At 51.2% G+C, this 26,345-nt stretch carries 23 protein-coding genes; 13 read left to right on the top strand and 10 right to left on the bottom strand.

All coding sequences use genetic code 11. The annotated features are described in order from the left end of the window. Positions 1-470: 470 nt before the first annotated feature. Positions 471-1,760, bottom strand: a complete 1,290-nt coding sequence (locus tag LIW51_RS32385; protein WP_227379603.1) for a S8 family peptidase — start codon at positions 1,758-1,760, stop codon at positions 471-473. A gap of 337 nt (positions 1,761-2,097) precedes the next feature. On the opposite strand from LIW51_RS32385, the gene LIW51_RS32390 reads away from it, so the two are divergent. The 3 genes from LIW51_RS32390 (at position 2,098) to LIW51_RS38845 (ending at position 4,718) form a co-directional block, all read left to right on the top strand. After that, on the top strand, positions 2,098-2,565 hold the full coding sequence (locus tag LIW51_RS32390) for a cupin domain-containing protein (RefSeq protein ID WP_227379604.1): 468 nt from the start codon (positions 2,098-2,100) through the stop codon (positions 2,563-2,565). 1,069 nt (positions 2,566-3,634) lie between these two features. Then, a complete protein-coding gene (locus LIW51_RS32395; RefSeq protein WP_227379605.1) occupies positions 3,635-4,015 on the top strand; it encodes a HalOD1 output domain-containing protein in 381 nt (126 codons plus the stop codon). 568 nt (positions 4,016-4,583) lie between these two features. Next, positions 4,584-4,718, top strand: a complete 135-nt coding sequence (locus LIW51_RS38845; RefSeq protein ID WP_255767652.1) for a hypothetical protein — start codon at positions 4,584-4,586, stop codon at positions 4,716-4,718. A 36-nt stretch (positions 4,719-4,754) separates the two neighbouring features. Here the strand turns inward: LIW51_RS38845 and LIW51_RS32400 are convergent, their stop codons facing one another. Continuing rightward, positions 4,755-5,609 carry an NAD(P)-dependent oxidoreductase gene (locus LIW51_RS32400; protein ID WP_227379606.1) on the bottom strand — a complete coding sequence of 285 codons (855 nt, stop codon included), beginning with the start codon at positions 5,607-5,609 and terminating at the stop codon, positions 4,755-4,757. A gap of 344 nt (positions 5,610-5,953) precedes the next feature. Then, positions 5,954-6,532, bottom strand: coding sequence for an NAD(P)-dependent oxidoreductase (locus LIW51_RS32405; protein ID WP_227379607.1), 579 nt, complete (start codon positions 6,530-6,532; stop codon positions 5,954-5,956). 193 nt (positions 6,533-6,725) lie between these two features. Here LIW51_RS32405 and LIW51_RS32410 point away from each other — a divergent pair, with 193 nt between their 5' ends. After that, positions 6,726-7,565 (top strand): aldo/keto reductase, encoded by an 840-nt coding sequence (locus LIW51_RS32410; RefSeq protein ID WP_227379608.1) that lies wholly within the window; start codon positions 6,726-6,728, stop codon positions 7,563-7,565. Between the two features lie 140 nt (positions 7,566-7,705). On the opposite strand, the gene LIW51_RS32415 is transcribed toward LIW51_RS32410, so the two are convergent. The 6 genes from LIW51_RS32415 to LIW51_RS32440 form a co-directional block, all read right to left on the bottom strand. After that, a complete protein-coding gene (locus LIW51_RS32415; RefSeq protein WP_227379609.1) occupies positions 7,706-8,059 on the bottom strand; it encodes a hypothetical protein in 354 nt (117 codons plus the stop codon). A gap of 275 nt (positions 8,060-8,334) precedes the next feature. Further along, entirely contained in the window at positions 8,335-9,195 is an 861-nt protein-coding gene (locus LIW51_RS32420; RefSeq protein ID WP_227379610.1) for a carbohydrate ABC transporter permease, read from the bottom strand. Continuing rightward, on the bottom strand, positions 9,192-10,115 hold the full coding sequence (locus tag LIW51_RS32425; RefSeq protein WP_227379611.1) for a carbohydrate ABC transporter permease: 924 nt from the start codon (positions 10,113-10,115) through the stop codon (positions 9,192-9,194). The genes LIW51_RS32420 and LIW51_RS32425 overlap by 4 nt, the downstream gene beginning before the upstream one ends. Next, on the bottom strand, positions 10,105-11,433 hold the full coding sequence (locus LIW51_RS32430) for an extracellular solute-binding protein (protein ID WP_227379612.1): 1,329 nt from the start codon (positions 11,431-11,433) through the stop codon (positions 10,105-10,107). Before LIW51_RS32430 ends, LIW51_RS32425 begins: the two co-directional genes overlap by 11 nt. A 176-nt stretch (positions 11,434-11,609) precedes the next feature. Beyond that, the gene (locus tag LIW51_RS32435; protein ID WP_227379613.1) at positions 11,610-12,746 is read right to left on the bottom strand and encodes an ABC transporter ATP-binding protein; all 1,137 of its coding nucleotides are present in this window, start codon (positions 12,744-12,746) and stop codon (positions 11,610-11,612) included. A 332-nt stretch (positions 12,747-13,078) separates the two neighbouring features. Then, positions 13,079-14,578: an alpha-N-arabinofuranosidase gene (locus LIW51_RS32440; protein ID WP_227379614.1), complete on the bottom strand. Its 1,500-nt coding sequence runs from the start codon at positions 14,576-14,578 to the stop codon at positions 13,079-13,081. A 405-nt stretch (positions 14,579-14,983) separates the two neighbouring features. Here LIW51_RS32440 and LIW51_RS32445 point away from each other — a divergent pair, with 405 nt between their 5' ends. Next, positions 14,984-15,745: an NAD-dependent epimerase/dehydratase family protein gene (locus LIW51_RS32445; protein ID WP_227379615.1), complete on the top strand. Its 762-nt coding sequence runs from the start codon at positions 14,984-14,986 to the stop codon at positions 15,743-15,745. Between the two features lie 174 nt (positions 15,746-15,919). Further along, entirely contained in the window at positions 15,920-16,681 is a 762-nt protein-coding gene (locus tag LIW51_RS32450; protein ID WP_227379616.1) for an IclR family transcriptional regulator, read from the top strand. Positions 16,682-16,723: 42 nt separating this feature from the next. Here the strand turns inward: LIW51_RS32450 and LIW51_RS32455 are convergent, their stop codons facing one another. Further along, positions 16,724-17,893: a mandelate racemase/muconate lactonizing enzyme family protein gene (locus tag LIW51_RS32455; protein WP_227379617.1), complete on the bottom strand. Its 1,170-nt coding sequence runs from the start codon at positions 17,891-17,893 to the stop codon at positions 16,724-16,726. A gap of 522 nt (positions 17,894-18,415) precedes the next feature. Here LIW51_RS32455 and LIW51_RS32460 point away from each other — a divergent pair. From LIW51_RS32460 to LIW51_RS32490, 7 genes are all read left to right on the top strand, one after another. Then, positions 18,416-19,291: a fumarylacetoacetate hydrolase family protein gene (locus LIW51_RS32460; RefSeq protein WP_227379618.1), complete on the top strand. Its 876-nt coding sequence runs from the start codon at positions 18,416-18,418 to the stop codon at positions 19,289-19,291. A 357-nt stretch (positions 19,292-19,648) separates the two neighbouring features. Further along, entirely contained in the window at positions 19,649-21,622 is a 1,974-nt protein-coding gene (locus LIW51_RS32465; protein WP_227379619.1) for a glycoside hydrolase family 127 protein, read from the top strand. 628 nt (positions 21,623-22,250) lie between these two features. Beyond that, complete coding sequence (locus LIW51_RS32470; protein ID WP_227379620.1) at positions 22,251-23,138, top strand: SMP-30/gluconolactonase/LRE family protein; 888 nt, start codon at positions 22,251-22,253, stop codon at positions 23,136-23,138. Between the two features lie 147 nt (positions 23,139-23,285). Further along, positions 23,286-24,065: an erythromycin esterase family protein gene (locus LIW51_RS32475; RefSeq protein WP_227379621.1), complete on the top strand. Its 780-nt coding sequence runs from the start codon at positions 23,286-23,288 to the stop codon at positions 24,063-24,065. 376 nt (positions 24,066-24,441) lie between these two features. Beyond that, positions 24,442-24,816, top strand: coding sequence for a hypothetical protein (locus LIW51_RS32480; RefSeq protein ID WP_227379622.1), 375 nt, complete (start codon positions 24,442-24,444; stop codon positions 24,814-24,816). A 239-nt stretch (positions 24,817-25,055) separates the two neighbouring features. Further along, a complete protein-coding gene (locus LIW51_RS32485; RefSeq protein WP_438267468.1) occupies positions 25,056-25,949 on the top strand; it encodes a ParA family protein in 894 nt (297 codons plus the stop codon). Continuing rightward, positions 25,909-26,304 carry a DUF8115 family protein gene (locus LIW51_RS32490; protein ID WP_227379623.1) on the top strand — a complete coding sequence of 132 codons (396 nt, stop codon included), beginning with the start codon at positions 25,909-25,911 and terminating at the stop codon, positions 26,302-26,304. The genes LIW51_RS32485 and LIW51_RS32490 overlap by 41 nt, the downstream gene beginning before the upstream one ends. Positions 26,305-26,345 lie beyond the last annotated feature (41 nt).

The following is a 26,345-nucleotide window of genomic DNA, read 5'->3' on the forward strand; positions in this document are numbered from 1 at the left end:
TCAGGAAGGTCGTGGCGACGCCACCACACGAGATTCACACCGCCTTGGCGGTGACACATGGTGGTAGTAATAGGTTTGGTACGGTGGAGTACGTCTGTTTCTGCGAAACGGAGGGTATCGCTCTCGCGATCCCCCTCTAGTACAACGGTTTAGGTCACCGCCATGAGGACAACCGAGAACAATCAGCTCTCGTCACTCAGGAAGTGGTGGAACGACCTCACCTAGCTGTATTCTCGTACGCTTAAGAACGTCGTTGAGAGATTGTATATTAGCCTCTCACGAACAAAAGACGAAAAAGGCGTAGATCCGACCATCGGTCTACTCAAGCGGGAAGCACCGACCGACGACTGGTTGTTCACGTATCGACAGTCTGGCTTCGAGCTCAAGAACGCGTTTAGCGGAGCGTGCGATCTTCCACTCTCGGGGTCGACCCCGAGATGTGTAGTATGCCCTGCCTGTGGAATCCCGTCCTACTCCAGAAGAGATTCAACTGTATGCAAGGCGTTGATTCGGCCAGCACCGAGTTCGGGATCACTTCGGCCGTTACTTACTTCGGCATTCTGTTTGATAACTCCCTCAACTTGGTTAGACTTCAAGGAGGGCGACAGTTCGCGGACGAGACCCACTAATCCCGCGACCTGTGGCGACGCCATCGAAGTGCCGACATAGTAGTCATACGAATCGTTCGGAACCGTCGACAGGATACGGTTCGTTGGATTCGGCCACTCAGTATCATTCGCGAGCGTTTTTTCGATAGTCTCATACCCTCCACCAGGTGCCCCGACATCGATATCGCCGAGGCCGTAGTTTGAATAAAACGCGAGTTCGTCATTCGGAGCTGTCGCACTCACACCGAGCGTACTCTCGAGACTCGTCCACATGTCGCGATAGCCGCCATGTTGAAGATCGGTCTCTTCGTTACCGGCAGAGACGACGACCGTTGTTCCGCGACGACGGGCACTTTTAACGACTCGGTCACAGATAACGCGTCGGACACCGCGTGATGTCTGATTTTCCCGTGGTGGGCGTGGATCCCAGCCAAGACTCATGTTAACGGCGTCAGCGCCGATTTGCGCGGCATAATCAATTGCCAGTAAACAGTCACTGATGCGTTCGATGAGTGGCCCTTCCTTTGGGAAGATGCGAAGTGGAACGAGTTCGGCATCGGGAGCCATTCCAACCACACCTTGTGCACCGGTTGCCCCACTAATACCAGCAACGTGTGTTCCGTGTGGGTGGACTGGACTACCATCGGAACCAAACTCACCATTGATGACCGACCGTCCCAAATTCGTGTTTACGTTGGCAGCAAGATCGGGGTGTGTATGATCGACTCCTGTATCGACGATAGCGATACGTGTTCCCTTTCCAGTTGCGATGTCGTGTGCGGCAAACGCATCTGTAATCTGCTTATCCCACTGGAGATCGGTGTATTTCGCGTCGATTGACGGCTCTACTGAACTGATAGATGGTGTCCCTATTTCGTATACGAGATCTGGTGCGACTTCATGGACACCAGAGACATCTTGAATACCAGAGGTAGCATTTGTTGGGCCACGAACGATAAGAAGGTTCGCAGCGGGAATTTCGTTCTGAACTGTATAGCCCGCTTGTTCGAGTTTCTGAGTGACCTTGTCACTTCCTGTTGTCACGAGATACGTTTCTTCTTCGGCTGCGTTTCCTGGTGTGGTTGCTGCGAGGCCGACCGTCGTTGCTGCGATTCCTTTGAGAAACGTGCGACGTTCTGATTTTAAATCCATTACTTCAAACTATAAAATACATGATTAGCAATAAATATTGCGTGGAAATGTCATATATAATTTATATCTAAACAGATAAGCAAGAAGGCATATGAATTCTATAATTTCACCGCAATTCTAGGCACATCGGCAACCTGTCTTCCGTTTGCATGGTTATCTCCGGCTCGAACGAAAGTAAGGGCTTTGTTGAAACCCTAAAGCGATGATAATTCTCGAAAGTCGTGCTGAATACACAGCACATACGCGCCACGCTCTGACGGGTAATCGAGGCGGTTAACGCCCGATCATTCCACTGCACACAGACAGCTAGTTATCGCATCGGATCCAACCGAATCCTATGAAAAACAGCGAGAACGAGCTGAAAATCGTCAACATTGACGACGCAGTCGACTTGAGGTGGACCGGGAAGGATGAGGACGGGGGACGGTACGTACGCCTCGGCCGAGAGGCGGGCGGAACTCACCTCGGTTGTACGCTTGAGGACATTCCACCCGGTGGCCGCCCATCAACGTACCACTACCACCTCGCTAATGAAGAGGCAGTGTACGTCATTGACGGAACCGGGACGCTCAGGACTCCCGAAGCAGAACACGAGATCAAATCGGGCGACTATGTTGCGTTCCCCGCCGGAGAAGCTGGTGCTCACGCGGTCGAAAACACGTCAAACGATCTCCTTAGGTGTCTCTTCTTCTCGACGATGCGTGAGCCAGACATCACCGTCTATCCCGACGAGAAGGAACTCTTCGTTGGGATGATCGAGAAGATGATTCCGTTCAAGGGTGATCAACTCGGGAGAGATAGCTAGAAAATTTGCTTCGTCGGCCCCCAGTCGGTTCGGTTGATTGTTACGAACGGTGTTAGCCAGATTCGGAGGATTTGATGATTGAAGGCTCTGTATCCAGCAGACCGTTCCTCTCGTAATTGCAGACATTCACACTCCTCACGTGAAATAGTGAGTGCCCGTTCCACGTTATGAACCCCAGTTTTTCTGCGGGTCGGCTGGCCATTTAGCGAGTTTTATCGGAACGACGCTAAACTGGACTCGGTATACTGCCCTAACTCCTGCTTGATATCCGATTCACGCCACCCAAGCGACGACAACACACTCACTACAACATTCATTTTCCCGTGGTATACTTTTCGAAGTATTCCAAGCGTTAGGCTGGTACGCCAACTCCCCAGAAGAATGCAATGGCGAGAATTGTCACAACAGAGAATAGAAGCTGAAGTGGAGCACTGGAAACTCGAGATACCTCTGAACGTTTGGCCAAGCTGAGTCTCACATTCTATCCGCAAAATCTCGATGAGGGAGTGATGATGCCGAATGAATGATCAATGAGTCTGTGGTGGATTTCTCGCCGCTCTTACGGGCAGTTTCAAGGGGTTGTAGATGGTTCGATTCCCCCCTAAGCTGACGCAATTATGCACGAATCTACCATAGTCAATCACGATCCAGGATGCCAACCAGTGGAGGTAGAACTCAACACGATCCATTCGTTTCCGATTCAAATTTCCGAAATGCTAGATCTCGATTCAGAGGGTACTGAACAACAGACGTACTCAACCTGTCGAGAAGGACAGCTAGAAAGGGAGAACCACCCTCACGACCAGGCACGACGACATCGTCAGGGTGATGGCGCCAGACCTTGTCATCACGCTGGACTTTGTGAGGGCGTATCTCCACCAACGGCATAGGGGATAAAATAAGTTTGTCAGGCATAGATTGATATTATTATATTTTTCATCGGATAATATATAATATTTGTCGAACTAGATTTTCAGCATTCTTTTTGTTTCCATTGAGTAAATTCTGTAGTAAGTGGCCGTTACTCAATTATCTGGAGAACCAATAAAAAGAGAGAGGAGTGAAACCTATGACCGCCAAAACGACCAGCTGGTTCGGATCCACCACAGAGCAACCTGGCCCAAGTTCACCACCTCAATACACACTGATCGCTTCCGAGACGATCGATCTCGAATCATCGAGTTCGGAACTTGTTACTGAAGTCGTCGACGCACTTATTGACGTGATTAAGCCAATAGCTGGCCAAACCACACTCTCGCTGTATGAATACGTGAACCCAGATGCGCTTGAAGACATCGTCACAGCAAGTGCAACAAAAAAGAGTGATGACGAAGTCCGATTCACGGTTGAGAACTATCTTGTCACCGTCCGCAGTGACAATACCATTCTTATCTACGAACCGATTAGAGCACAACGCGGTACTGGTAGAAACCCATGCCCGGCTAGTTGATCAAGAAAAGCAATCCACTCTACACGACGTATTTCCATTCTAACCCTCACTAACGGGGCTGTCCTTGTTATTTAAACTCGTAATCAGTGAGCCGGAGCTTTTCCTCGACCTCATAGAGATGGCCTTTCATGTAGAAAGACCTCTTCCCATCATTCCTACTGAGCCAATACTTCTCAAATATTATCTACGATTTGACCTGCTTTCTCTATCATTATAATTATGTTATTGCGGGAATATTTGGTATTTTCTATCGTATAGAGGGCGTTACTCTATAGGAAGGATGCGATTTTGTAAGGTGAATATCAACAAGATATTCTAAACAGTTTGATCACCGGTTACAATTCGGCAGTTAAAAGTCACGCTTCTCGTTAAGGACATAACGTTTCCGCTCTGAACAGTATACGCAAACGATGGGGAGGTCCGCGTTTGGCCTAATATTTACACATCCTGGCTGTGCATATTCTGGCGCATGTCATCGTAGAGTGTAAGAAGTGTATACACGAACAATGAATGGAGAGATCTCGGAAGCGAGACGGAAATCCCCGTCACAAACCCCGCTATAGAGGAGGTGATCGCCACGCTGCCTGAGCCGACGACCAGCACAGTCGACGAAGCAGTCGGCGCTGCTCAGTCGGCCAAACCGATTGGGCGAGACGACCGGCGAAAGAGCGCGGTGACTTCGTCCGCGATATCGTGGCTATGATAAACCAACAACGAGGCGTGAAACGATGAAGATCATTCAGTTCTGGCCGTTGAGACGCTGCCAGTACTGGATGATGGCAGCGGCGTGACCTTCGTTTGAATCGGAGACACGTGCCGTCGCTTTGTACGCTTCGTGAACGCCGCTACTCAGCGGGAGTGCAGTATTGTTCTGCCGGGCAACGTCAAGCGCATATCCGACATCCTTCTGCCAGATACGCCGACCACCCATCCCTTCGATCTCCTGCTCAAAGTCATTGCTAAGATACTTCTCCCACAGCTCCAGCCCGAGGAACTCAGAGAGCAGACGAGGGTCGACGCCGTTATCGCGACCGAATGCAACGATCTCAGCATCGATCGCACGATGGCCGGCGTACCGCAACTGCAACAGGAGTTTGAACGTCTGTCCGCCGCCGATCTCTCCGATCCGCTTATGGGCAGCACTAAGACAATCAAGAATATCCGTAGCTTTTCGGTAGTTCTGCTCGTTCCCGCCCACCATCATATGAATACCACCCGGAGCGTTTCTTGTCAGTGGAGCGCTAATAAACCCGACATCTTGGTCGGCGCACCGTCGTTCGTACTTAACTGCGGTCTCCGGCCCCGTCGTCGTGGTGTCAATGATTAGTTGTCCCGATACGACCGCGTCCAGCAGCCCATCCTCACTCTCCATTACCGCCTCCACTTCGTGCCGACCAGGGAGTGCGAGAACAACTATCTCCGCCTGCTCCGCGACCGCAGCCGGATTCCCAACAGCCTGCGCGCCGCGTTCAGTAGCGTACTTGATTTGCGTTTCATCGACGTCGTAGACGGTCACCGGGTAGTCGGCCTTGCGAAGTCTGTCGACGAACAGTTTGCCGACAAAACCAATCCCGATTAGCCCAATTTGAGACATAGATGCTCATTCTACGCCGTCGAAAATATAATTTCGGCCACTTTCTTTCAATAGTGAAAGGGGATTGAGTCCCCCGATAGCACGCTCGAACATAGGTCGTGTACGTACTGGCCGTCTCTCACCCCTCTTTGCTCAAGGCAGTTATTTCGACCCCCCCACTGCGTGATCCCGATACAGTCCACCGCTGCAGACCGCGGGTCGCGAAAATACACTTGTGCTCAAAGGAAAGGGTCGCTGTATAGAGCCGCCGATTATCTCATTAATCGCGATTGAACCGCTGTTTCGGAATCCGTCGCAGCTACCGAATTGAGCCGACTGCGACACGCCTGTATTCTAGGGAGAGTTTACTCTCGAATTACCAGCAACCAGTCACCGTTCGGACGACTGCACGAGGGTGTGTAGCGCACGCCGATAGTATCGACGTCGAATCCAGCAAGACGTTGTGTTACTGCTGTGCCGATGGCGCCGAGACCGATGATACTGATGGTGCTGTCTTTTAGCTCGTACGCTTGGTAGTGGCGCCATTCGCCTCGCTTAGTTCGGCGTTGTCCTTCGTGAAGGCGCCGGGTGAACATCAAGAGATACCCCAGTACCTGTTCGGCTATATTCGGCGCGTGAATGCCCGAGGCGTTAGTCACCGCACCGCCCATCTCTCGCATCTGCTCTAACGGCAGATGATCGTATCCGGCGGCAACGCCGGCGAAGAGTCGGAGTTGTTCGGCTTTCTCGAGTAGTGGTTCCTCGATCCGAGTTCCTGAGACGACCGCTGTTTTGGCAATCAGTTCCTGTTCCTCGGCAGGCGTACGAGCGACTTGAATCGTTGTATCAGGTAATCTTTCCTGTAGTTCCGAAGCATACGTTTCCGTGGAAAGGCCATGCGGGTTGTGCCGTAGTATGGTGATATCTGGTGCGGATTCAGTCATAGATTGTAGGATGCCTCACGCGGTCATCGCGTACACAAGAGCTGATCATCTGAGACATTAATACGGACGACTACATGTCTAAGTATCAACTTCTTCAGTCTCGAACTCTAAACGGTCGATCTACTCTCGCTATCGACGTATATCAAGTTCAACCCCCATCGTTATAACCGTATAGTCGCATACTGAGGATACGATGACGATACCATCAACGAGTCTCCCAAGCGGTGATGAAATGCCAATTGTCGGCATTGGTACATGGGATCTTCACGGAGAGACCATCCGTCATTCCGTCCGTTCCGCTCTCGAAGCTGGCTACACTCATATCGATACCGCCGAAGGATATCAAAACGAAACCGAGATCGGCGATGTTTTGACCGACTACAACCGTGAGAATCTATTTCTCACTTCGAAAGTTCTTCCATCAAATCTCAATTATGACTCTGTTGTAGAATCGTGTGAACGATCTCTCGACGAACTTGGTACTGACTATCTCGATCTCTATCTCATTCATTGGCCGAACCCGGCCATCTCACTCCGTGAAACCCTGAGCGCAATGGAGTATCTCCATGATCAGGGAACGGTGCGCAACATCGGTGTTTCGAACTTCAGCGCCTACCAGCTTAGCAACGCCCATCATATCTCAAATATTCCGATCGCTGTTAACCAGATCGAGTTTCATCCGTGGTTCCAGCGCTCAGATCTCGTTGAGTATTGTCGAGAAACAGACGTGATCGTGGAGGCCGCCGCACCTCTCGCTCGCACCGAGATATTGGGAGATGAAACCGTCAACGAACTTGCCGAAAAATACGATAAAACGCCCGCGCAGATAGTCCTCCGATGGGCCGTTGAGAAGGATGTCATCGTGATCCCAAAATCTGCGTCCGAAGGTCACATTCGAGAGAATATACAACTGTTCGACTGGCAACTAAACGAACTTGATCACCAACGACTTAACGAGATAGACCTTGGTCAGGCCGTGTACGATACACCAGTGCGGGATTGGACTGACGAGGTTTATGGGATCCCGGAGTAACCTGCTACCAGAGTTTAATCGATTTCATACCAAATCGATGGTTGCAAGCGCAGTTTTAGTGCAACTTCGACAATACAGCCGCCGAGAAAGACAGTGTTTGTCGGTCGCCTACAGTCGGATTATCAAATTAAGATTAATATTCAAAAATTGTCTTTTTCAGCGGTTAGTGTGGAACTGTTCTGGATAACCTCTAAATGAAAACTAAATAAAACTGCAGGGATGATAATGACTAGCCCAACGATGGAAACGATACCAACAAAGACGAGAACTCCTGAAGCAAATATGACAACAATACAATGTAACGGATTGTGTATCACCCATCTGTAACTATTTTTTACTGCCACCGAGAACGTATTCTCATCAGAGAGTAAAGCAAATGTTGTCAGTGATATGAGTAGAAGGAATGAGAACAGGTACACACCAACGATAGAGAGGAGGATATACTGTATTGAATCTGTCACGATGTATCGATAGAAGTACGCAATCGTGAGCACACCAATGACGACAGGAACAATGGACATCAACGTCGCATTGAGCCCATGACGTCGTAGTGTTCTACGAATCGCCTTCGTCTCAATCCGTTGGCCGTTTCGCATCGAATTTATCGCCGTGTACGCGCCGAGTGTGGCCAGGCCGGACGTTACCAAAGGAAACGAGCCGACAACCCAACATACGCTTATTACTACGAGAGACGGGCTATGTTGGTAGACAAAACTCCCTGTCCGCCGGACGGAGCGGCGAAACTGATCCGCGTTTGTGGATGCGGTGATCATCCAGTTGTCCCTTGGAACTGCACTGCTTCAATGATGCGATCCTGCAATAACAAGAATAGAATAAACAACGGTAGCGCGGCGATGACACCGGAGGCCATAGTAAGCCCTGGTTGGAATGTAAAGGTATCTCGGAGCACGACTAATCCGAGTGGGAGGGTGAACGAACTCTGGCTCTGGAGCACCACCACGGGCCAGACAAACTGATTCCAGTTGAAGACAAACACGAAGATGGCTAGGGCAGAGAGGATTGGTTTCGATATTGGAAGGATGATACGGGTATAAATTTGGAAATTCGAGAATCCATCAAGCCGAGCGGCCTCGTCATACTCATCGGGGATGTCCCGGAAGAACTGATAAAGTAAGAACACCCCGAGCGGATTTGCCACCGCAGGAAGGACCACGCCTAGGAGATCACTGACGAGACCTAGATCGGCTACGATGGTGAACAGCGGCACTAGGTTCACGTAGAAAGGGACGAGGAAACTGGCAACGATGATGCTCAACAGTATCGATTGGCCGGGCCAGTCCAACCGCGTGAGCGAGAAAGCGATCATCGAATCGACGATTAGGACGAGTACCGTCGCGACCGTCGCGACCACAAAGGTGTTGATCACCCACGGAATAATCATTGAACTAGAAATTAGTTCCGAATAGTTCGCAAAGGTGATCTTGGGTGGGATAAGATGAGGAGTTGAACTGATTGCGATACTTTCGGGCTGAAGGGACAGCGAAATCATATAGAGGTACGGCAGTACGAACAAGAGCGCAACGCCGTACAACCCCATGTGGATCGCCATGGTACGCAACGTTTTGTCATTACTGATACTACTGATTCGACCAACGGTGGAACTGCTCATGCTGAATCACTCCCGATGTACCGATAGTTAATGTACGAAACAGCGACGAGGATAGCGAACAACAGGTATCCGATTGCCGCAGCGTAGCCGAACCGTTGTTGGCTAAACGCCGCATTATAGAGATAGAAGACAAGCGTCATAGTGGCGTTATTGGGGCCCCCGTTAGTCATTACGTACGGCTGACCGAACACCTGAAACTGCTGTATGAATTGTATGATGACGACGAACGCGATCGCGTTGCGCATCTGCGGCAGCGTGATGTCTCGGAACGCTCGCCACGTTCTTGCCCCATCGAGTCTGGCAGCTTCGTACAGTCGTTGCGGAACGTTTTGGCGTGCAGCGAGTAGGATGACGAAGTTGAAACCGAGAAGCCACCAGTCGGTGACCAGGGCGAGCACCGGCATCGCCAACGTCGGAGAACCGAGCCAATCAGGTGGACTGTCCATTATGAACCCGAGGTAATAATTGATGGGACCGAATCCGGTCGACAAGAGCAGCGACCAGACGATTCCAACGATCGAAACGGTCAGGATATACGGGCTGAAGTAGATCGTCTGCAGGTGCCGCCGTCCGAACACTTTCTTGTTGACTCCAAGTGCGAGTGCCAAACTCAAGATCACCATCGTCGGTACAGTGAGGACGACGAAGTACACCGTGTTCCATAACGCGTTCCAAAAAGCGGGATCCTGAAACATCGAGACGTAATTTTGGAAGCCGACGAACTGGGACTGTGAGGGGAAGAGGGGATCCCACTCGAAGAGACTCATATACAATCCCTGAAGTAACGGGTACAGAAGGAACAAACAGAAAAAGGCGAGGTACGGAAGGGTAAACAGAATACCGTCGATAGTCTCTCGCCGTCGAAGAATCGTTCTCATGCGGTTCTGACTAGTCCGATCGAATCGTTCTCTAATTGACATCGTTGATCAACCTCTGAATGGTGTTAACTCCACGCCGTATTCCCTTTTGAGGAGGTACGTTGTGCGCGTAGATATCGGGGAAAAAGTCCCATGTCGAATCGTTATTGACGTTGAATGGGGTTCGTGGTAAGTAGGCGAATTGGTTGTCGCTCGCCATTTCGAAGAACTTGGAGAGCGATTTCGGCCACAGTGGCGAATTTCGCAATGCCTGTGAGTTCAATGCGTCGGTCGCAGCCGGTAAATGTCCGGCTCGAGTTCCCCATACTGGGTTCTTCTGCGTGATCCATTCGGCGACGTCGACCCCAACCTGTGTTTTTTGATTACTTCGATTCGGATTTCTAGGTAATACAATTGTATGACTCCCTGATTGGGTGAAATCTTGCTTTTTTCCCGGGGCGACGAACGGCTTAAACATACTCCACTCGAACCCGTCAAGTGATTCCAAGACGGCCGCATACCAAGTACCGTTCATCGTCATCGCCAAGTTGTTGTCCTGAAACGCGATATCGGCTCTATTCTCCGATGCGTTCGGGATATCCCAGCCGTATTTCCCAGTCATGTCGCTGAATAGCTTCGCGACTCCCATGCCCGCCTGGTCGTCGAACGTGACGTTCGTGAGGGAATCGTTGAACAGTTTTCCGCCACGTTGATGAACGAAGGCGATGAACGTTCGAAGCATGCCGATGGGATCGAGATACGGAGTCGGAGCGAACGCGTGGGCGTCAGTTTTGTTCACGATCGCGTTACACGCTTTCTCGAACTCTTGAAAGTTGGTGGGAGGGGACTGTGGATCGAGACCTGCTTTCTCGAACAAAGTCGGGTTGTAGTATATTCCGATCGGGTGTGCATCTAGCGGAAGCGCTAACTGGTTGCCACCGAAGCGCATGCGCTTCCATAATGTGGAAACGTATTTGCTCTCGGCGGATCCGCTCAAGTACCTATTGAACGGAATGAGCATCTCCTGAAACCGTCCCATTAGCGCCTGATGCATGATCGCGATATCCGGACCTTTGTCCGCAACCAAGGCGGTGTACAGCTTCGTATAGTATCTATTCCAAGGGATTCGTTGTCGCTCGATCCAAACGTCCCCGAGCGGTTGCTGTTCGTTGAACCGATCCACGATCGATGCCATCGTCTCTCCGTCGCCGCCGCCGAAAAGTGTCCAGAACTGAATCGTCGTTTCAGCGTTGTTCCCTGGCTTGCCGACGATTGCATTGTACGAATTGCAACCGGCCAATCCCACGGTACCAGCCACACCAGCACCACCGAGAAACTGTCGTCTCGACAGGATACTATTCCCTCTATCCGGGGTTGCCATGTTAACGAACAGCGAAGTACACCGGGTTAAATATTTTGGTCAGCTATCTTTTATAAAATTATACCGAAAGCAGTGATAGTGAAGCTCGGGAGGTGGGGGTCACTATCGATGAGGCGATATCGATGCGGATTGTACAAGTAGAGAAAGGTGGGACGGGGGAATCCTCGCCGATGCACTCACGCTTCTGTCGTCACATCGGACGTGACGGCGCTAGTGGGATCCGCCCACGCCAAGACGTTTCTCCCCGTCGACCGGTCGAAGATATGCACGTCGGATTCGTCGAACGAAACCCGGATTGTGTCACCTTCCGAGTGATTGATCTGACCTAAGACGCGCATTTTGAACTCAGTGTTGCCGCTCCGCAGATACAGATAATTATCGTCCCCGATCGGTTCCCGAACTTCGAGCACGGCTTCGATCCCGCTAGAATCGTTCTCATCGGCGAACACCATGTGTTCAGGTCGAATTCCGAGAATCAACTCGTCGTTCATACTCTGTTTCCGAATGCGTCCAGCAAAGGAATCCGACAGCGTATACGTTACGTCGGTGCCCGTGAGAGTTGAGTCCATCAGCTGTACATCGAAGAAATTCATTGACGGACTTCCGATAAACTCGGCGACGAACGTATTCTTCGGCTTAGAAAAAACCTCTCTCGGCGTCCCGACCTGCTGGAGTTCTCCGTGGTTTAAAATCACGACTCGGTCGCTCATCGTCATCGCTTCCTCCTGATCGTGTGTCACATACACCGTCGTCGTGTTGAGTTCTTCCTGGATCCGTTGGAGTTCGGTCCGCATGTGTGTTCGGAGTTTGGCGTCGAGATTCGAGAGCGGTTCGTCCATCAAAAATGCGGATGGATCGCGGACGATCGCGCGACCGGTTGCAACTCGCTGTTGCTGGCCGCCGGAGAGTTCGCTCGGCCTTTTGTCCAACTGATCTTCGATTCCCATCATTTCCGCGGCTTCCCTCACTCCGTCCTCGATTTGTTCGTTCGATCGATCTGAATTGAGTTTTAATCCATAGGACATATTCTGCTCGACAGTCATATGAGGATAGAGTGCGTAATTTTGAAATACCATGGCGATGTCGCGATCCTGAGGTTGAACGTCGTTAATTCGCCGATCACCGATGTAAATTGTACCCTCCGTAATATCTTCCAATCCAGCTATCATCCGAAGAATCGTCGACTTGCCTGATCCAGATGGCCCTACAATAGTAACGAATTCGCCATCTTCGATATCCAAATCGAATTCATCTACCGCGACAATATTTCCACTATACCGTTTTCGAACGCCTTCTAGGCGTATCCTGCTCATGGTTAACAAGGTCATCGTTACCAATGTAAATACCTTTCCCAAAATGACATCAATAATATAAATATTTGGACACCATTATAAATTTTGACAGTTGGTCTGAGGCATAATGTTAAAGAATTGAAAGATATGCAAATCTCAAAACCGGTTCTCGCCCTCGAATAATTAACGATGATTGATTTATTGGCGTTGCGAATCCGTTGTCGACCTCAGTAGAAAAAGAGTCAAATTTCGAAAGTTCCTGGTGTATTCACGGAATATATGCGGAGAAATAGGGATAGTATAGTAAGCCATGCGAGTGAACAACTGCTCAGTTCCCCGAAAGCAGGTTCCGTTCACCGGATAGCGATTCCAGCTACCGTTGACGACGCCAACTCGACGGTCAGGATTCCGTCGTCAATCGCAATTTCGAGATTTTCAGCTTCGAATTCGTCGGCGTTGTCGGTATCGACTTCCGTATCAACGTCACGATTCGCGAACAGCACCTTTGCGTCGACATTCTCTGTATCTGGCGTCGTCCCTTCGAGGGTGACATCGATGGTGTGGGATTCGCGACAGTCGAGATTCGTGAGGGTAACGTAGATCTCATCGTCGTTGATCGACGCAGAGGCTCCGACTAACGGCAACTCACCGTCGTCGTCGAGTTTGCGCACCGGTGTATCGACCGACGTCTGGACAGCTTCGTTATCTTTGTGTGGTGCATAGAGGTCAAATACGCGATAGGTGGGTCGAGCCCACGCGTCATCGCCGTCCGTCTCAACCAGACACTGGAGAACGTTGACGGTCTGTGCAATGTTGGACATCGTCATTACGTCACTGTGATGATTAAAGACGTCGAGGACAGCCGCCGCCGAGAGCGCATCGAGGACGGTTCCTGGCTGTTCGAGACCGTTCTCAGGGACGGACTCGGGGTGCCAAGCCCCCCACTCGTCGATGATGACACCGATATCACGGGTGGTAGCTACGGCGTCGATCGCTGCGCTGATCCGCTCAATATGATCATCTATCTCGAGGGCTTCCGCTAGGAATCGATCGTACTGATCCTCGTCGGCTTCGGCGACGGACATCGTCCGTCCGTAATAGTGGTGGAGTGTGAGGTGATCGAGGGGGAACTCGACGCCCCAACCGGTACTTCCAACTTCTTCCATGAACCGTCGATTCCACTTGTGATTCTCGAACCCGCAGGCGATGAGTTCGAGATCGTGATCGAGCATTAGGTTATCCATGCTCCCGACGTAGGTTGCGAAACGGCGGTATTCGCGCGCGTATTGTTCTGGCGTCATTTGCCCACCACAACCCCAATTTTCGTTGCCGAGGCCCCAGTATCGTACTCCGTAGGGATCTTCGCGGCCGTTCTCGCGTCGTCGATTCGCGAGTTCGGTCTCACCATCGTAATTACAGTATTCGACCCAATCAGCGGCTTCTTGAGGATCTCCCGACCCGACGTTCACGGCTAGATACGGTTCGGTTCCGATGTGTTCACAAAGCTCCAAGAACTCGTCGGTACCGAACGCATTAGACTCTTCGGGGACTTCATGTGTGTCCTGAGCCCAGAAGAGGTTCCGACGGCGCGGACGCTCTTCTCGAGGCCCGATACCGTCCTCCCAGTGATAGTCATCAGCGAAACAACCGCCGGGCCATCGTAATACCGGCATCTCGAGGTCCGCGAGAAGGGAAACGACGTCTTCCCGAAATCCGACCTCTTTATCCTCATCACTATGCCATATCCCATCGTAAATACACCTACCGAGGTGCTCCGAGAAATGGCCATGCATTTCAGGTGCAATGCGATCGATACCCGCCTCTGTATGAACCGTAACGCGAGCGTTTGTCATACGGTTATATGATCTATTTTAGTAACGGTATAAATGAAACGGTTAACGTCATATTTCAGTAAAGTAATGGATACACATTACACATATGACTTAATGATGCAGAACAGCGCGACCGAATCGCACCGTTCCCGATATCCTTCGTGCTTTTTCGAATCCAACGTTCCCTCTAACAGGTTTCTGACTTCGATCGAACCATCAGTTCATGGATTGAGTTCGACTATTAGTTTCGTGATAAACGTTCCGTGATCGACTTTTGCTTTCATGTAAAGGCAGTAATGGCCGCAGTGAGGCGGCGAAATTTGGCGAAGAGGTGATATTCAATTAGAGACGAGAGACCAGACGGAACAGTACTTCGAAACAGCCGGCTGCGTTTAGTTTTATATTTCCCCGATGTGACGTGAGCGTATGGCTCGAATCGCCCTCACCGGAGCGGCAGGAAGCGTTGGTTCAGTTGCCCACAGTGGCCTACAGGATCACGACGTACTCCCCATCACTCATCGCGAGCACAACAATCTCGATAGCATCGTGCTTGATGTGGGGGATCGAGCGGCGCTCATGGCGGCTTTCAAGGATCGGAACGTGGTGGTTCACCTCGCCGGGAACCCCTCCCCGGAAGCCAATTGGAAGAGCGTATTGTCCACCAACGTCGACGGGACATACAACGTGTACGAGGCGGCACTAGCTAATGACGTTGACCGAGTTGTTTTCGCCAGTACGAACCATATCCACCAGATGGAAAACATCGGTAAGCGTGACCGCCCAGAGACGCTCCGTGAAAACGCGACCACAGTCAGACCTGACGCGCCACACCGTCCAGATTCGTACTACGCCGTCAGCAAGGTCGCCGGCGAAGCACTAGGCAACTACTATGCGTTGCGACATGGAATCGAAGTCGTTAATCTCCGCATCGGGTGGCTCCTAACGGAATCAGAATTGCAGATGCACCAAGCTGATGATCCAGAGGCTGCACGCTACGCTCGCGCGATGTGGTTGAGTCCAGATGACTGCAAGGACGGTATACAAAAAGCGGTCAAGACGCCGCTAAATCGAAATCCCGTCTCTGTGAACCTACTTTCCGCTAACCAGGAGCGATATCTCTCACTAACTGAAACGCAACGCCAATTGGGGTACGCCCCGGTGGACGACTCGGCGACCGTCATGGAGTAGTCATTTCACTGTCCATCCGCTCGTAGTCTGGTCGGCTGTCGATCGGTTAATTGAGTACGGAGGCAGTAAAGCAGTGATATGGCGATTGTAGTTTGTACTGTCAACGAGTGTCCTTCGACGTATTTCCGGCATCACCGGAACGATTATGTGGGTAAATTTCATCTGTTGAATCGCATGCGAACCCACGACACACCGGTTCAGGCGACTCAGACTACGATTCACATCATAGAGGCATTGCGCGAGCTCGAAACCGCTGGCGTCTCCGAAATCGCCAACCATCTCTCCGTGCCGACGAGCACGGCCTTCGATCATCTGCGAACACTTGAACGGAACGAGTTTGTTCGCAAGGAGGGGAGCGAATACACCCTCGGAAGCCGCTTTCTAGAGATTGGCGGGCACTGCCGGAGTAACGACCACCTCTTTCAGATTGCCGAGCCAGAAATACAGAAAATGGCCCACAAGACGGGTGAACACGCGAATCTTATGATCGAGGAGTTCGGTCGGGGGATCTTCTATGCAAAGGCCGAAGGTGAAGACGCGTTCCAGCTCGACACACACATCGGTAAACAAGTTCATCTCCAGACCACCAGCGCGGGGAAGGCCATTCTTGCCGAACTCCCTAGAGAGCGGGTGGAAGAAATCATCGACATTCATGGCCTCCCGGCGGTCACCAAAAACACCATCACTGACAGAGACGCCCTTTTTGAGGAACTAAACACGGTTCGCGAGCAAGGGTTTGCGACGGATACTGAAGAACGGATTCAAGGTGTTCGATGTGTGGGTGCAGCGCTCACCGACAGCGATGGTAAGGCGATTGGCGCAGTGAGCGTTTCCGGTCCAAAAAGTGGAATGAAGGACAAGGATTTCTTCGAGGATATTCCGGAGTTGGTTCTGCGAACTGCAAACGTCATCGAAATCAATATAAAATATCGGTGATTTGAAATTATTCGAGCGTGTTCCGGTAGATCGGACGATCCATTATTCCAGTTGGCGTGTTTCCCAATCCTTCTCGAAGAGATTGATGGTGTGGACGTGATCCTCGCTGTATTTGTGTTCTTCAACCACGTCCATATCAAGTTCGATACCGTAGCCCGAGCCGTCTGGGATGTGGACGTGACCGTCCTCGACGGACACCGGTTCTTGTAGGAGATCTTCGACCCATTCAACGTCGTACGTTTGGAACACTTCCTGGATCATGAAGTTCGGGACGGTCGCACAAAGATGGGCGTAGATTGCTGTCGCGACCGGCCCTTGTGGGTTATGTGGTGCGAAGCTGACGTGATCCGCCTCTGCGATCCCTGCGATTTTCTTCCCCTCGGTAAGACCACCTGTGTTCATTAGGTCCGGTTGGACGATATCGACGTCCGTTCGGGTGACCAACTCGAAGAAATCATGTTTTGTCATGTGGCGTTCGCCAGTTGCGATGGGTATCGGGGATTTGTCGGCTACTTCACCGAGACTGTTGATGGAGTCCGGTGGACATGGCTCTTCAAACCACGTCGGCTCGAATTCGTCGAGTTTGCGTGAAATGTCGACGGCCTGGCCAGCGGTAAAGCGACCGTGGCCCTCGATTAGTAAGTCGATATCTGGTCCAACAGCCTCACGGACGGCTCGGACGATGTCGACTGAGTGGTTGAGTTCCTTTTTACTCATTCGTTGCCAGGCAGTACTGAAAGGATCGAATTTCATCGCGTCGTACCCGTCGTCGACGACACGTTCAGCCGCACGGGCAAAACCTTCCGGTTCCCCGTCTGCATCGGTGTACCAACCATTTGCGTACGCGCGCAACCGGTCGCCGTGGATCTTCCCACCAAGGAGTTCATAAACGGGCTTTTCGAGTAGCTTTCCCTTGATGTCCCAGCAGGCCATGTCCACCGCCGAACAGACGGTCGTATTGATAACGTTCTTTGAAAACCACTCATCACGGTACATCTCCAGCCAAATTTGCTCAGTGTTGAATGGATCCTTGCCGATAAAGTAATTTGACATCTCCTCGATTGCCGCCGCGACCGTTCGTGGTTTGTCGTGGGTTGTGGCCTCTGCGAGCCCAGTGATGCCCGCATCCGTTTTAAGTTGGACGAATACCCACGGTTTCCATGGATTTGCGACAATGTACGTTTCCACGTCGGTGATATTAATAGCCGACATAGATAAACGAGGAACCAGCGCCGTATTAAATCCACCGACACTCTCCTTTCGAGGTGAAGAGTTATCTCGGTTAGTCGATAAATAGATAGGTCTATTAGTAACTCGTCGGCTGACTCCGACCGCTCCGTCAGTGGCGGACTTACCCAGAATCGCTCCTCTTGGGTACTCACGAGAAGTAAAAGTGATTAGAAGAAGGTCGATAGCATAATGAGTGGACTCTGTTTGAACGTATCAAATAACTAATACGAGCAGTGCGTATAGAATTATCAATGTTACTGGCAAACCACCTCGCATTGGGCACCTCGCCGGAACTGGCATCGTTTTCCGTTCTCACCGGAAACGAAGTAAGCATCTGAATCTTGCTATAATGGAGTGTTTTTCACGTTCGAACACTTTCCATTACATGCTTAGATCTGTAACGTCAAGATTGCAGAGTGTTCCGGTCTTGCCGGAAATTATTCTTTGGTTCTGATCATCTCCGGAAGAGCAAGATACTTGTGAACTGCCCTACGTGGGACATACATGCGATATTATCGCATTGAACGAGACGGCTCCGTCTCACTAGTGACCCGCGAAGGTTCGATAGCGTATGATCTCACGGCGACTAACCAGAGTCCCACCTCATTTATCGAGTTGGCTTCCGCGGCGTCGCTGACCAATAAACGTATTGACGAAGTCGCCGCCGAGCTGGCGAAGGATGCTCCGACCGTCGACTTCGAAACCATCCGGACGCACCTCATCCGTCCCATCGACCCAGACGAGGTGTGGGGCGCTGGCGTAACGTACGCCATCAGCCAAGAGGCTCGGCAGGACAAAGGCGGACTCGCCGAGTCATACTTAAACGCCTACGAAGGAGATCGACCTGAGGTGTACCTCAAAGGGACACCGAACCGGACTGTCGGACCGAACGACGCGATCGGCATTCGCGGTGATTCCAACTGGGATGTTTCAGAACCGGAACTTACCTTGATACTCTACAAGGGGGATATTGTCGGCTACACCGTCGGAAACGACGTCTGTAGTCGAGATATTGAACAAGAAAATCTGCTTTACCTCCCACAGAGCAAGATCTACTCGAAGAGCTGTTCCATCGGTCCCTGTATTGCGACCGAGGAAACCATCGGGGATCCACTTGACGTGAAGATGGAACTGACCATTACGCGTGACGGTGAAACTGTCTTCCAAGACGATACGTCGACGAGCGAGATGGTTCGAACCTGTGAGGAACTAGCCTCGTATTTCGAGCGTTACAACGAGGTCCCCGAATTAACAGCACTGCTGACGGGAACTTCGATAATACCCCCTGACAACGTGACACTCGAAGATGGTGACCAAGTCGCTATCGAAATCGAGAACATCGGGGTACTTGAAAACTCCGTCGAACTCCTCGAATCTTGAGAGAACCTACACCGATAGGCATCCGATTGTTGATGGTACTGGACATGTGGGGGAACGTTGTCTCTCTTTGTCCCTTATTTTGACCGATATATACGCTATTTCCTAGAGGCCGGAAAATTAGAAAGAGATTCGTGGAGTATAATAAGTCAGAAGAAATTATTGCAAGGAATATTTAGAATCTTGGAGGCAATCAGATCCACGGTTCGAAACGCTACAATCAGTATTCAAAGCAAGCTTGCTACATTGAGTATTGAGAAGAAAATCTACTCTCGTCGCAGTAGGGCGAATTAAAAAAGAAAAAACAACAGGAAATAACCGGAAGAAAACTATTATTGTTCCAGTTCCGAATGGAATAGTATGTCTGATGTAAACACACGGCAGGTAGTAGCTATCCCATACGAGAACATCACGATCACAGATGAGTTCTGGGAGTCGTGGTTGAGGGCCATTCGAGAAAACACCCTTCGATCACAGTATGAACAGTTGGCGACGACCGGATGCCTCGACAACTTTCGCCGCGTGATCGGCCAATCGGATGGGAAGTTTGAAGGAATGTGGTTCGAAGATTCGGATGCTTATAAGTGGATCGAGGCAGTGAGTCACACCCTCTCAAGGACGGACGATCCGGAGCTACGTGAACGACTGGACGATGTTGTTTCGTTGGTAGTCGACGCGCAGGCCGACGACGGCTACCTCAACACATACGTGATGCTGGAAGCGCCAAATCTGCGGTCGACGAACCTGAATATGTTACACGAACTTTACTGTGCCGGACACCTCATTGAGGCTGCAGTCGCCCATCACAGAGCGACCGGAGAGGAGCGACTGCTTGCCGTGGCACAAGCACTAGCCGACCTCGTCGACGGTGTCTTCGGCCCCGACGGTCGGGATGGCACCCCCGGTCATGAGGAAATCGAATTGGCTCTGGTCGAACTGTACCGGGTAACCGACGAGGTTCGATACCTCGACTTGGCGCGATTCTTCATTGACCAACGCGGTCGCGGGACGCTGAAACGCGAGTTCGAGAACCAAGCGGAGCAAGCCGGCGACGAAGACATATGGGATGGTGCACGCAGCGAGTTCTTCGAGGATGGATGCTACGACGGGAGTTATGCGCAGGATCATGCACCTGTCGTTGAACAGGAAACGGTGGAAGGACACGCGGTTCGTGCGATGTATCTGTTCGCCGGCGTAGCCGATGTCGTCTTAGAGAGTGGCGGTACTAAGCTGTTCACGGCGCTTGAACGCTTGTGGGAGGGTATGGTAGACCGACGAATGTACGTCACGGGGGGAATCGGCTCCACTCACAAAGGGGAACGATTCACCGAAGACTACCACCTACCTAACGACACGTCCTATGCGGAGACGTGTGCGACAGTTGGAAGCATTTTTTGGAATCAGCGAATGTTCTTGCTCACTGGCGATACACAGTATTTGAACCTCGTCGAGAGGACGCTCTATAACGGCTTCTTGGCCGGAATCTCGCTTAACGCCACAGAGTTCTTCTATGCGAACCCACTCCAGGTAGATTCTGACGGTCACGCACTCCACGATGTCGACCCGATCCGATTCTCGAACGAACGACAAGACTGGTTCGACTGTGCATGCTGTCCGCCGAATGCCGCCCGTCTACTGGCGTCCCTTGGTGATTACCTCTATGCCCGGTCGGCGAGCACCGACGCGATCTACGTGAATCATTTCGTCGAGAGCGAGGTGATCTTCTCAATCCGTCACACAGACGTCCGTCTCCGTCAAGAGACGAAGTATCCGTGGGCTGGCGACGTGACCCTCCGAATCGATGTCGCTAAATCAGTACCGTTTCCGCTCCACGTTCGCGTTCCGGACTGGTGCGAAACGGTGTCCGCAACTCTCAATGGTGAGGAACTGTCGGTGGACGCCGACGCGGAGTATCTCACCGTCGATCGGGAGTGGGAGACGGATGAACTCGCAGTCACGTTCGAGATGCGGCCAGAGCTGCTTGTTGCACATCCAACGGTTCGCGCCGATATAGGGAACGTGGCGCTACGATACGGGCCGCTCATCTACTGTCTGGAGGAGGTCGATAACGAACGACCGCTTCACCACTACGCGATTTCGGAGACAGGAAAAGTCGAGGCAGAGTTCGAACCCGGCCTACTCAACGGGGTGGTGACGTTGACGGGATCTGCTCGCCTTCCCGCGACCGAAGAATGGGAGGGCACTCTATACCGTCTGTTTACAGATACGGCAACAGTCGACGCCGAGTTCACGGCCGTCCCGTACTACGCGTGGGCTAACCGGGAGCCGGGAGAAATGCGCGTCTGGCTCCGATCGGTGTTGGAACACGACTGACAAACACATGGACAACACCGTTATGTCTGCGTCGAGAGAGGATTCTGGTGTAGAGCGTCGTCACTGGATGTTCGATCTTTCGGTGAGATTAGGTGTTATCTTTTCGGATAGTTTTTGTAATTCGAATGAGACTTGACAGTGACTACTATTCAGTCTCGCCACCGGAATAACTTGCTAAACGTCAATGATAGTCGATCTTTCCGGAATCGATATCAGTTTTTCGGAACATATTCGTTTCATCGTCGGCACACTTCCGTCTGAAATCGACGATGATCATCGTCGATTGGTGTCAGTCAGCGCCATGAGGTGGGGCGAACCCGCAGTGGTTACAGATGGTGACCCCACGCCAAGTTCGTTCAACGGTACCAGAACATTTTGGGCAATCGGACCTCATTATCAAGTGATGTGTGTTCGACAATACTTGAATCTTTATACGACAATTGTCGTAACGTTGGGCGCACATTTGAATTCGGCCAGCTTCGAAAGTTGAATCGTCAGTAACTGATTATGAGGTTGAAAACGACGCTAGCATCTCCATGCATGGTACCGTCGACGCAATAAGAAGGAATACTATTCCGTTAATAGGTTCGAGGATTATCCTGATGTAGTTCCAGTCCGAATATCCCCTATGGTACGAATCGAACGTGTCGCAGACGTGCGCGCCGAAACCGGAGAGAATCCGCTGTGGCATGTCGACGAAAAACGGCTCTATTGGCTCGACATTCCGCCGGGAAAACTCTACCGCTACGACCCCAAAACGGATTTGAACGAACTCGCCTACGAAACGCCAGACGAGTCCCCTATTGGGGGAGTCACCATCGAAGCTGATGGGGCGCTACTTCTCTTCGGAGCTGGAGGTCGTGTTAGCAGGTGGGAACCAGGTACGACCAGGGCGTCGGTCATTGTGGAAGGCATCGATAGCGAAGCCGGGAGTCGATTCAATGATGTCATAGCCACCCCCGAAGGTCGAGTTTTCTGCGGGACGATGCCAACCGAAAACCATCTCGGTGCGCTCTACCGACTAGATAGGGATGGGTCGGTAACGACCGTCCTTTCGGAGGTTGATATCGCCAATGGCATGGGATTTTCCGTTGACAATGGCACATTTTATTTCACAGAATCGAATGCCAGGCATATATATGCGTTCGACTACTCTCCGGAAAGTGGAGAACTTTCCTCTCGTCGAACGTTCCTACAAACACCGGCGGATAACGGCATTCCAGACGGGATGACTGTGGACGCCGACAGCTGTGTCTGGTCTGCGCGGTGGAACGGTGGAGTTGCGGTACAGTACGACCAAAACGGGAATCCCATCGACAACCTTGAATTTCCAGCTCGCAAAGTCTCCAGCGTTGCCTTCGGCGGGTCAAACTTCGAGAATCTCTACGTGACGACTGCGCTTGGGAAAGCTGGTCGCCGCACAAAAGAAGGTGACGGTGCCGGAGCGCTCTTTCGCGTTACCGGACTTCCCATTGGCGGCGTTCCAGAGTACCGTTCAAGGATCGCAACTGAGTAATTCACACTTGGCGCCAAAGCATCGTGATTTACGCCGACCGGGAACTCTTGGTCTACCCTCGTTGGGTAATTAAATTGATCATTTGGGAAACTTCCTGTAAAGGAGGCATATACCAGAATTTGTTAGTATTACAGTATCCGTCTAAGTGTGCCTCCGCTACCTCTGCTCTCTGGTAATGTCCAGGCCAGGCAGTTGGGAGTCACTGACGCTAATCGTGAACTGATGGAGTGGATGCGCCAGTATAACGCTGATGCCACGAACTCGGAGCAGATACGGTTTTATGGCATTGATGCTCCGACCGAGAACGATTCAGCCGACAGCCCACGACACGCCCTTATCGTTGCCCTTGAGTACCTCTCTTCACTCGACGAAGCAGCGGCAGAGCAACACCGCGAAAAAATCGAATCGTTCCTCGGTAATGACGCCGATTGGGAAAATCCGGAAGCAATGCGTGACCCCAGCAAGGCAATCGGTCTCTCGTCGGATGCCACTGATCTGCAAATCGCCACTGAGGATCTCGCAATGGAACTCCGCATCAAGCGACCGGAGCTAGTGAAGAAGAGCAGTCAGGATCGCTACCATGAAGCGTTCCACCACGTTTCGATTGCGCAGTACCTTCTGAATTATCATGCAGCTATGGCAGCGGATGAACCACTTGGAACAATGATGGAGATTCGGGATTCATTGATGACCAAGAATATTGGGCATATTGTAGAGTGCGAGCGACACAAAGGGAAAATCCTAATTTTCGCACACAACTCACATCTCCAGCGCAGTAAGGCTGTCTGGCCATGGTTCGAGTTTTGGCCAGTCGGATCGCATCTTGATGTGATATTTGGGTCCCACTATGCTGTAATTGGCTCCGCCCTTGGTGTCTCTGACGAGAATGGGATCGCGGAACCCGAAGATCAAACCCTTGAAGCTTGACTTGCATCATTCCCCGAATCAGGGTGTTTCCTCCCTACTCACAAAGGTAGTCATCTTTCAGAAGAGGAAATGGCACAATTACCAGTCCGGTCAGGAGAGTCGGCAAATCCGGGATACGATCCGTTAACCTGGGAGAGTATTACTGACTTCGACTGTTTGGCCTTCCTGCGTTCGGTCACATACACACGCGGTGCACCAGCGCTTCCTGATTTACAATCTGGCCACGAAAAGGAATAGCTCTCACCGAGGACAAACGCCATGTGATACTCCTCACTGGATTGAAAAATGACTGGATATCGAATCAGCAAGCGATCATAAGACGACTTGTGAAGAGGTCCTCTTCCCCACAAAGTTAGGATTCAGGATGGTGGGTTAGATGAGTGAGACGCCTAACCTGGATGACTTGGAGCTCGACCGAGCGCTCAACTCGGTGTCGAAACAGGCTGACGAAGTTCTTGATGAGGGGACTGAATGGGTTGAACTCGTGGAACAACTCAACATTCCGACGTCGTATCGGACGCAGGATCCATACTCTGCGTGGCATGCGGCGGTAACCGACTTCGATGCGGTGTTTCTTGCTGCTCTACGGGCGAAAACCGAAGATGAATTCATTATCGGGCTATCTGATCGGCTTGCTGACAATCCAGAAATTGCTGATGCATTTAGGTTCGAAATAGACGACCTCTCCCACGGAGAGGCGTTCATTTTTCGCGGTGAATCGGTGTCTGCGGTAGTACTGTGTGCTGAATGATGGTTTTCTACGGGTAATCGGGGGTTGGCTGGGAGCTGGAGTGGTAGAAAACTGGAAATCACATTCAGCAAATCACGGCTATTCGCAACTCCACGGCAGCCCTATCCTATATTGATATGTGGTTTATATGTTTATCGTTAACGAATTGCTCTTTGAGTAATTTGATCACCGACATTTGCTCTTTGCGTCATTGTCTGACGCACCTTTTTGTATTATGTATATGTATACAGTAAGCGCATATGATGCCTGTACCGGAGAATAAGATACTAAGAACGGCAACCTATGTCGAAAAGGGCGGGGTCGGAAAAACGACTACATCCGCCCATGTCGCTGTAGCAGCCGCGCGCGAGCATGATTTTGATGTGCTCCTCATCGATTTAGCCGGGAAACAAAACGACCTTTCTACCCACTTTGGAATGGGCGGTGAGGTTGAAGACGTCGATGCCCCCATTTCGGCTATTTTCGGTGATGATTGGGACTTCATCCGAGATAACATTCCGGACGTCGTTGATCGCATGGTCTACAACACAGGTGAGGAGATCGATCTTATCCCTGCAGATCCCGGACTTGGGGGTGCAGACAATAATCTCGCGAACATCCCAATTGAGGAACGATTTTCCAAGTTGGACGAGTTCATCACCCAAGATTTGAACAAGCGTTACGACTTCGTCCTACTCGATCTACCAGGCAAGGAGGACAACATCGCACTAAACGGTCTGTTTGCCGCAGGGAACGTGATCGCTCCACTCAAACCAGGGGCGTTCGAGCGTAATCAATTGGAGAATCTTCGCGCGGATCTTGACGACCTCCGTGAAGAGCATCCTATTGACCCGGAACTCACAATGGTAATCCCGACGATGGTTAAGAGTTCGACGAATTTGTCGCAGGAATTTGTCGCTGAAATTCAGAAGGCATACCCAGAACAGGCAGCTCCCGTTCCCGTCTCGAACTCTCAGGATATTTCGAAAAAGCAGAACGAGGGATGCACATTGTTCGCTGTCCCTGAAGACGAACTCTACAATACAGGTCAGCGTGTGCTTGAGGCGTACCGAGAGAACACCACTGAACTCCTTAATCAACTCACGAAAAACCATGAGTCAAGACGAAGCAGAAAAACTTCTCCAGAGCAGTAAGAATCAGAAACGTTCGACGTCCGAGCCCTCAGAGGGTGAAGAGACGATCGACCTAACCCAAGCCATCCAAGAAGCATATGCGGCAATTGACGCCGGGGAAGCCAGTTCGAACATTACAGTTCGCGATGCAAACCTTGCAGCGCTGTTCCACGGACTCGAAAAATCAGGCAAACTTCCCGATATGGCGACTGACGCACGCTCAGAGTTAAACCGTGATGACGAAGTTACTGTCAGCCGAAGCCAAACCATTGGCAATCTCGTTCGAATTGGGCTACATGAGGTTGACCCTGATGCTGTTGATACGGCGCTAGAGGCAAAGAAAGAGTATTTGTTGGCTCAAGAAGACGAATTCTGATTCTGCCTTCAATATCTGTATACTGTATTTGTATGCTGAAT

The sequence above is a fragment of the Haladaptatus halobius genome, assembly GCF_020618475.1.
GTDB classification, from domain to species: Archaea; Halobacteriota; Halobacteria; order Halobacteriales; family Haladaptataceae; genus Haladaptatus; species Haladaptatus halobius.

Coding starts and splice junctions, on each gene's coding strand:
- LIW51_RS32460 (WP_227379618.1), top strand. CDS start 18,416: ATGCGATATTATCGCATTGAACGAGACGGCTCCGTCTCACTAGTGACC.
- LIW51_RS32485 (WP_438267468.1), top strand. CDS start 25,056: ATGATGCCTGTACCGGAGAATAAGATACTAAGAACGGCAACCTATGTC.
- LIW51_RS32455 (WP_227379617.1), bottom strand. CDS start 17,893: ATGTCGGCTATTAATATCACCGACGTGGAAACGTACATTGTCGCAAAT.
- LIW51_RS32470 (WP_227379620.1), top strand. CDS start 22,251: ATGGTACGAATCGAACGTGTCGCAGACGTGCGCGCCGAAACCGGAGAG.
- LIW51_RS32395 (WP_227379605.1), top strand. CDS start 3,635: ATGACCGCCAAAACGACCAGCTGGTTCGGATCCACCACAGAGCAACCT.
- LIW51_RS32445 (WP_227379615.1), top strand. CDS start 14,984: ATGGCTCGAATCGCCCTCACCGGAGCGGCAGGAAGCGTTGGTTCAGTT.
- LIW51_RS32440 (WP_227379614.1), bottom strand. CDS start 14,578: ATGACAAACGCTCGCGTTACGGTTCATACAGAGGCGGGTATCGATCGC.
- LIW51_RS32420 (WP_227379610.1), bottom strand. CDS start 9,195: ATGAGCAGTTCCACCGTTGGTCGAATCAGTAGTATCAGTAATGACAAA.
- LIW51_RS32450 (WP_227379616.1), top strand. CDS start 15,920: ATGCGAACCCACGACACACCGGTTCAGGCGACTCAGACTACGATTCAC.
- LIW51_RS32400 (WP_227379606.1), bottom strand. CDS start 5,609: ATGTCTCAAATTGGGCTAATCGGGATTGGTTTTGTCGGCAAACTGTTC.
- LIW51_RS32465 (WP_227379619.1), top strand. CDS start 19,649: ATGTCTGATGTAAACACACGGCAGGTAGTAGCTATCCCATACGAGAAC.
- LIW51_RS32435 (WP_227379613.1), bottom strand. CDS start 12,746: ATGAGCAGGATACGCCTAGAAGGCGTTCGAAAACGGTATAGTGGAAAT.
- LIW51_RS32430 (WP_227379612.1), bottom strand. CDS start 11,433: ATGGCAACCCCGGATAGAGGGAATAGTATCCTGTCGAGACGACAGTTT.
- LIW51_RS32410 (WP_227379608.1), top strand. CDS start 6,726: ATGACGATACCATCAACGAGTCTCCCAAGCGGTGATGAAATGCCAATT.
- LIW51_RS32480 (WP_227379622.1), top strand. CDS start 24,442: ATGAGTGAGACGCCTAACCTGGATGACTTGGAGCTCGACCGAGCGCTC.
- LIW51_RS32490 (WP_227379623.1), top strand. CDS start 25,909: ATGAGTCAAGACGAAGCAGAAAAACTTCTCCAGAGCAGTAAGAATCAG.
- LIW51_RS32405 (WP_227379607.1), bottom strand. CDS start 6,532: ATGACTGAATCCGCACCAGATATCACCATACTACGGCACAACCCGCAT.
- LIW51_RS32425 (WP_227379611.1), bottom strand. CDS start 10,115: ATGTCAATTAGAGAACGATTCGATCGGACTAGTCAGAACCGCATGAGA.
- LIW51_RS32390 (WP_227379604.1), top strand. CDS start 2,098: ATGAAAAACAGCGAGAACGAGCTGAAAATCGTCAACATTGACGACGCA.
- LIW51_RS32385 (WP_227379603.1), bottom strand. CDS start 1,760: ATGGATTTAAAATCAGAACGTCGCACGTTTCTCAAAGGAATCGCAGCA.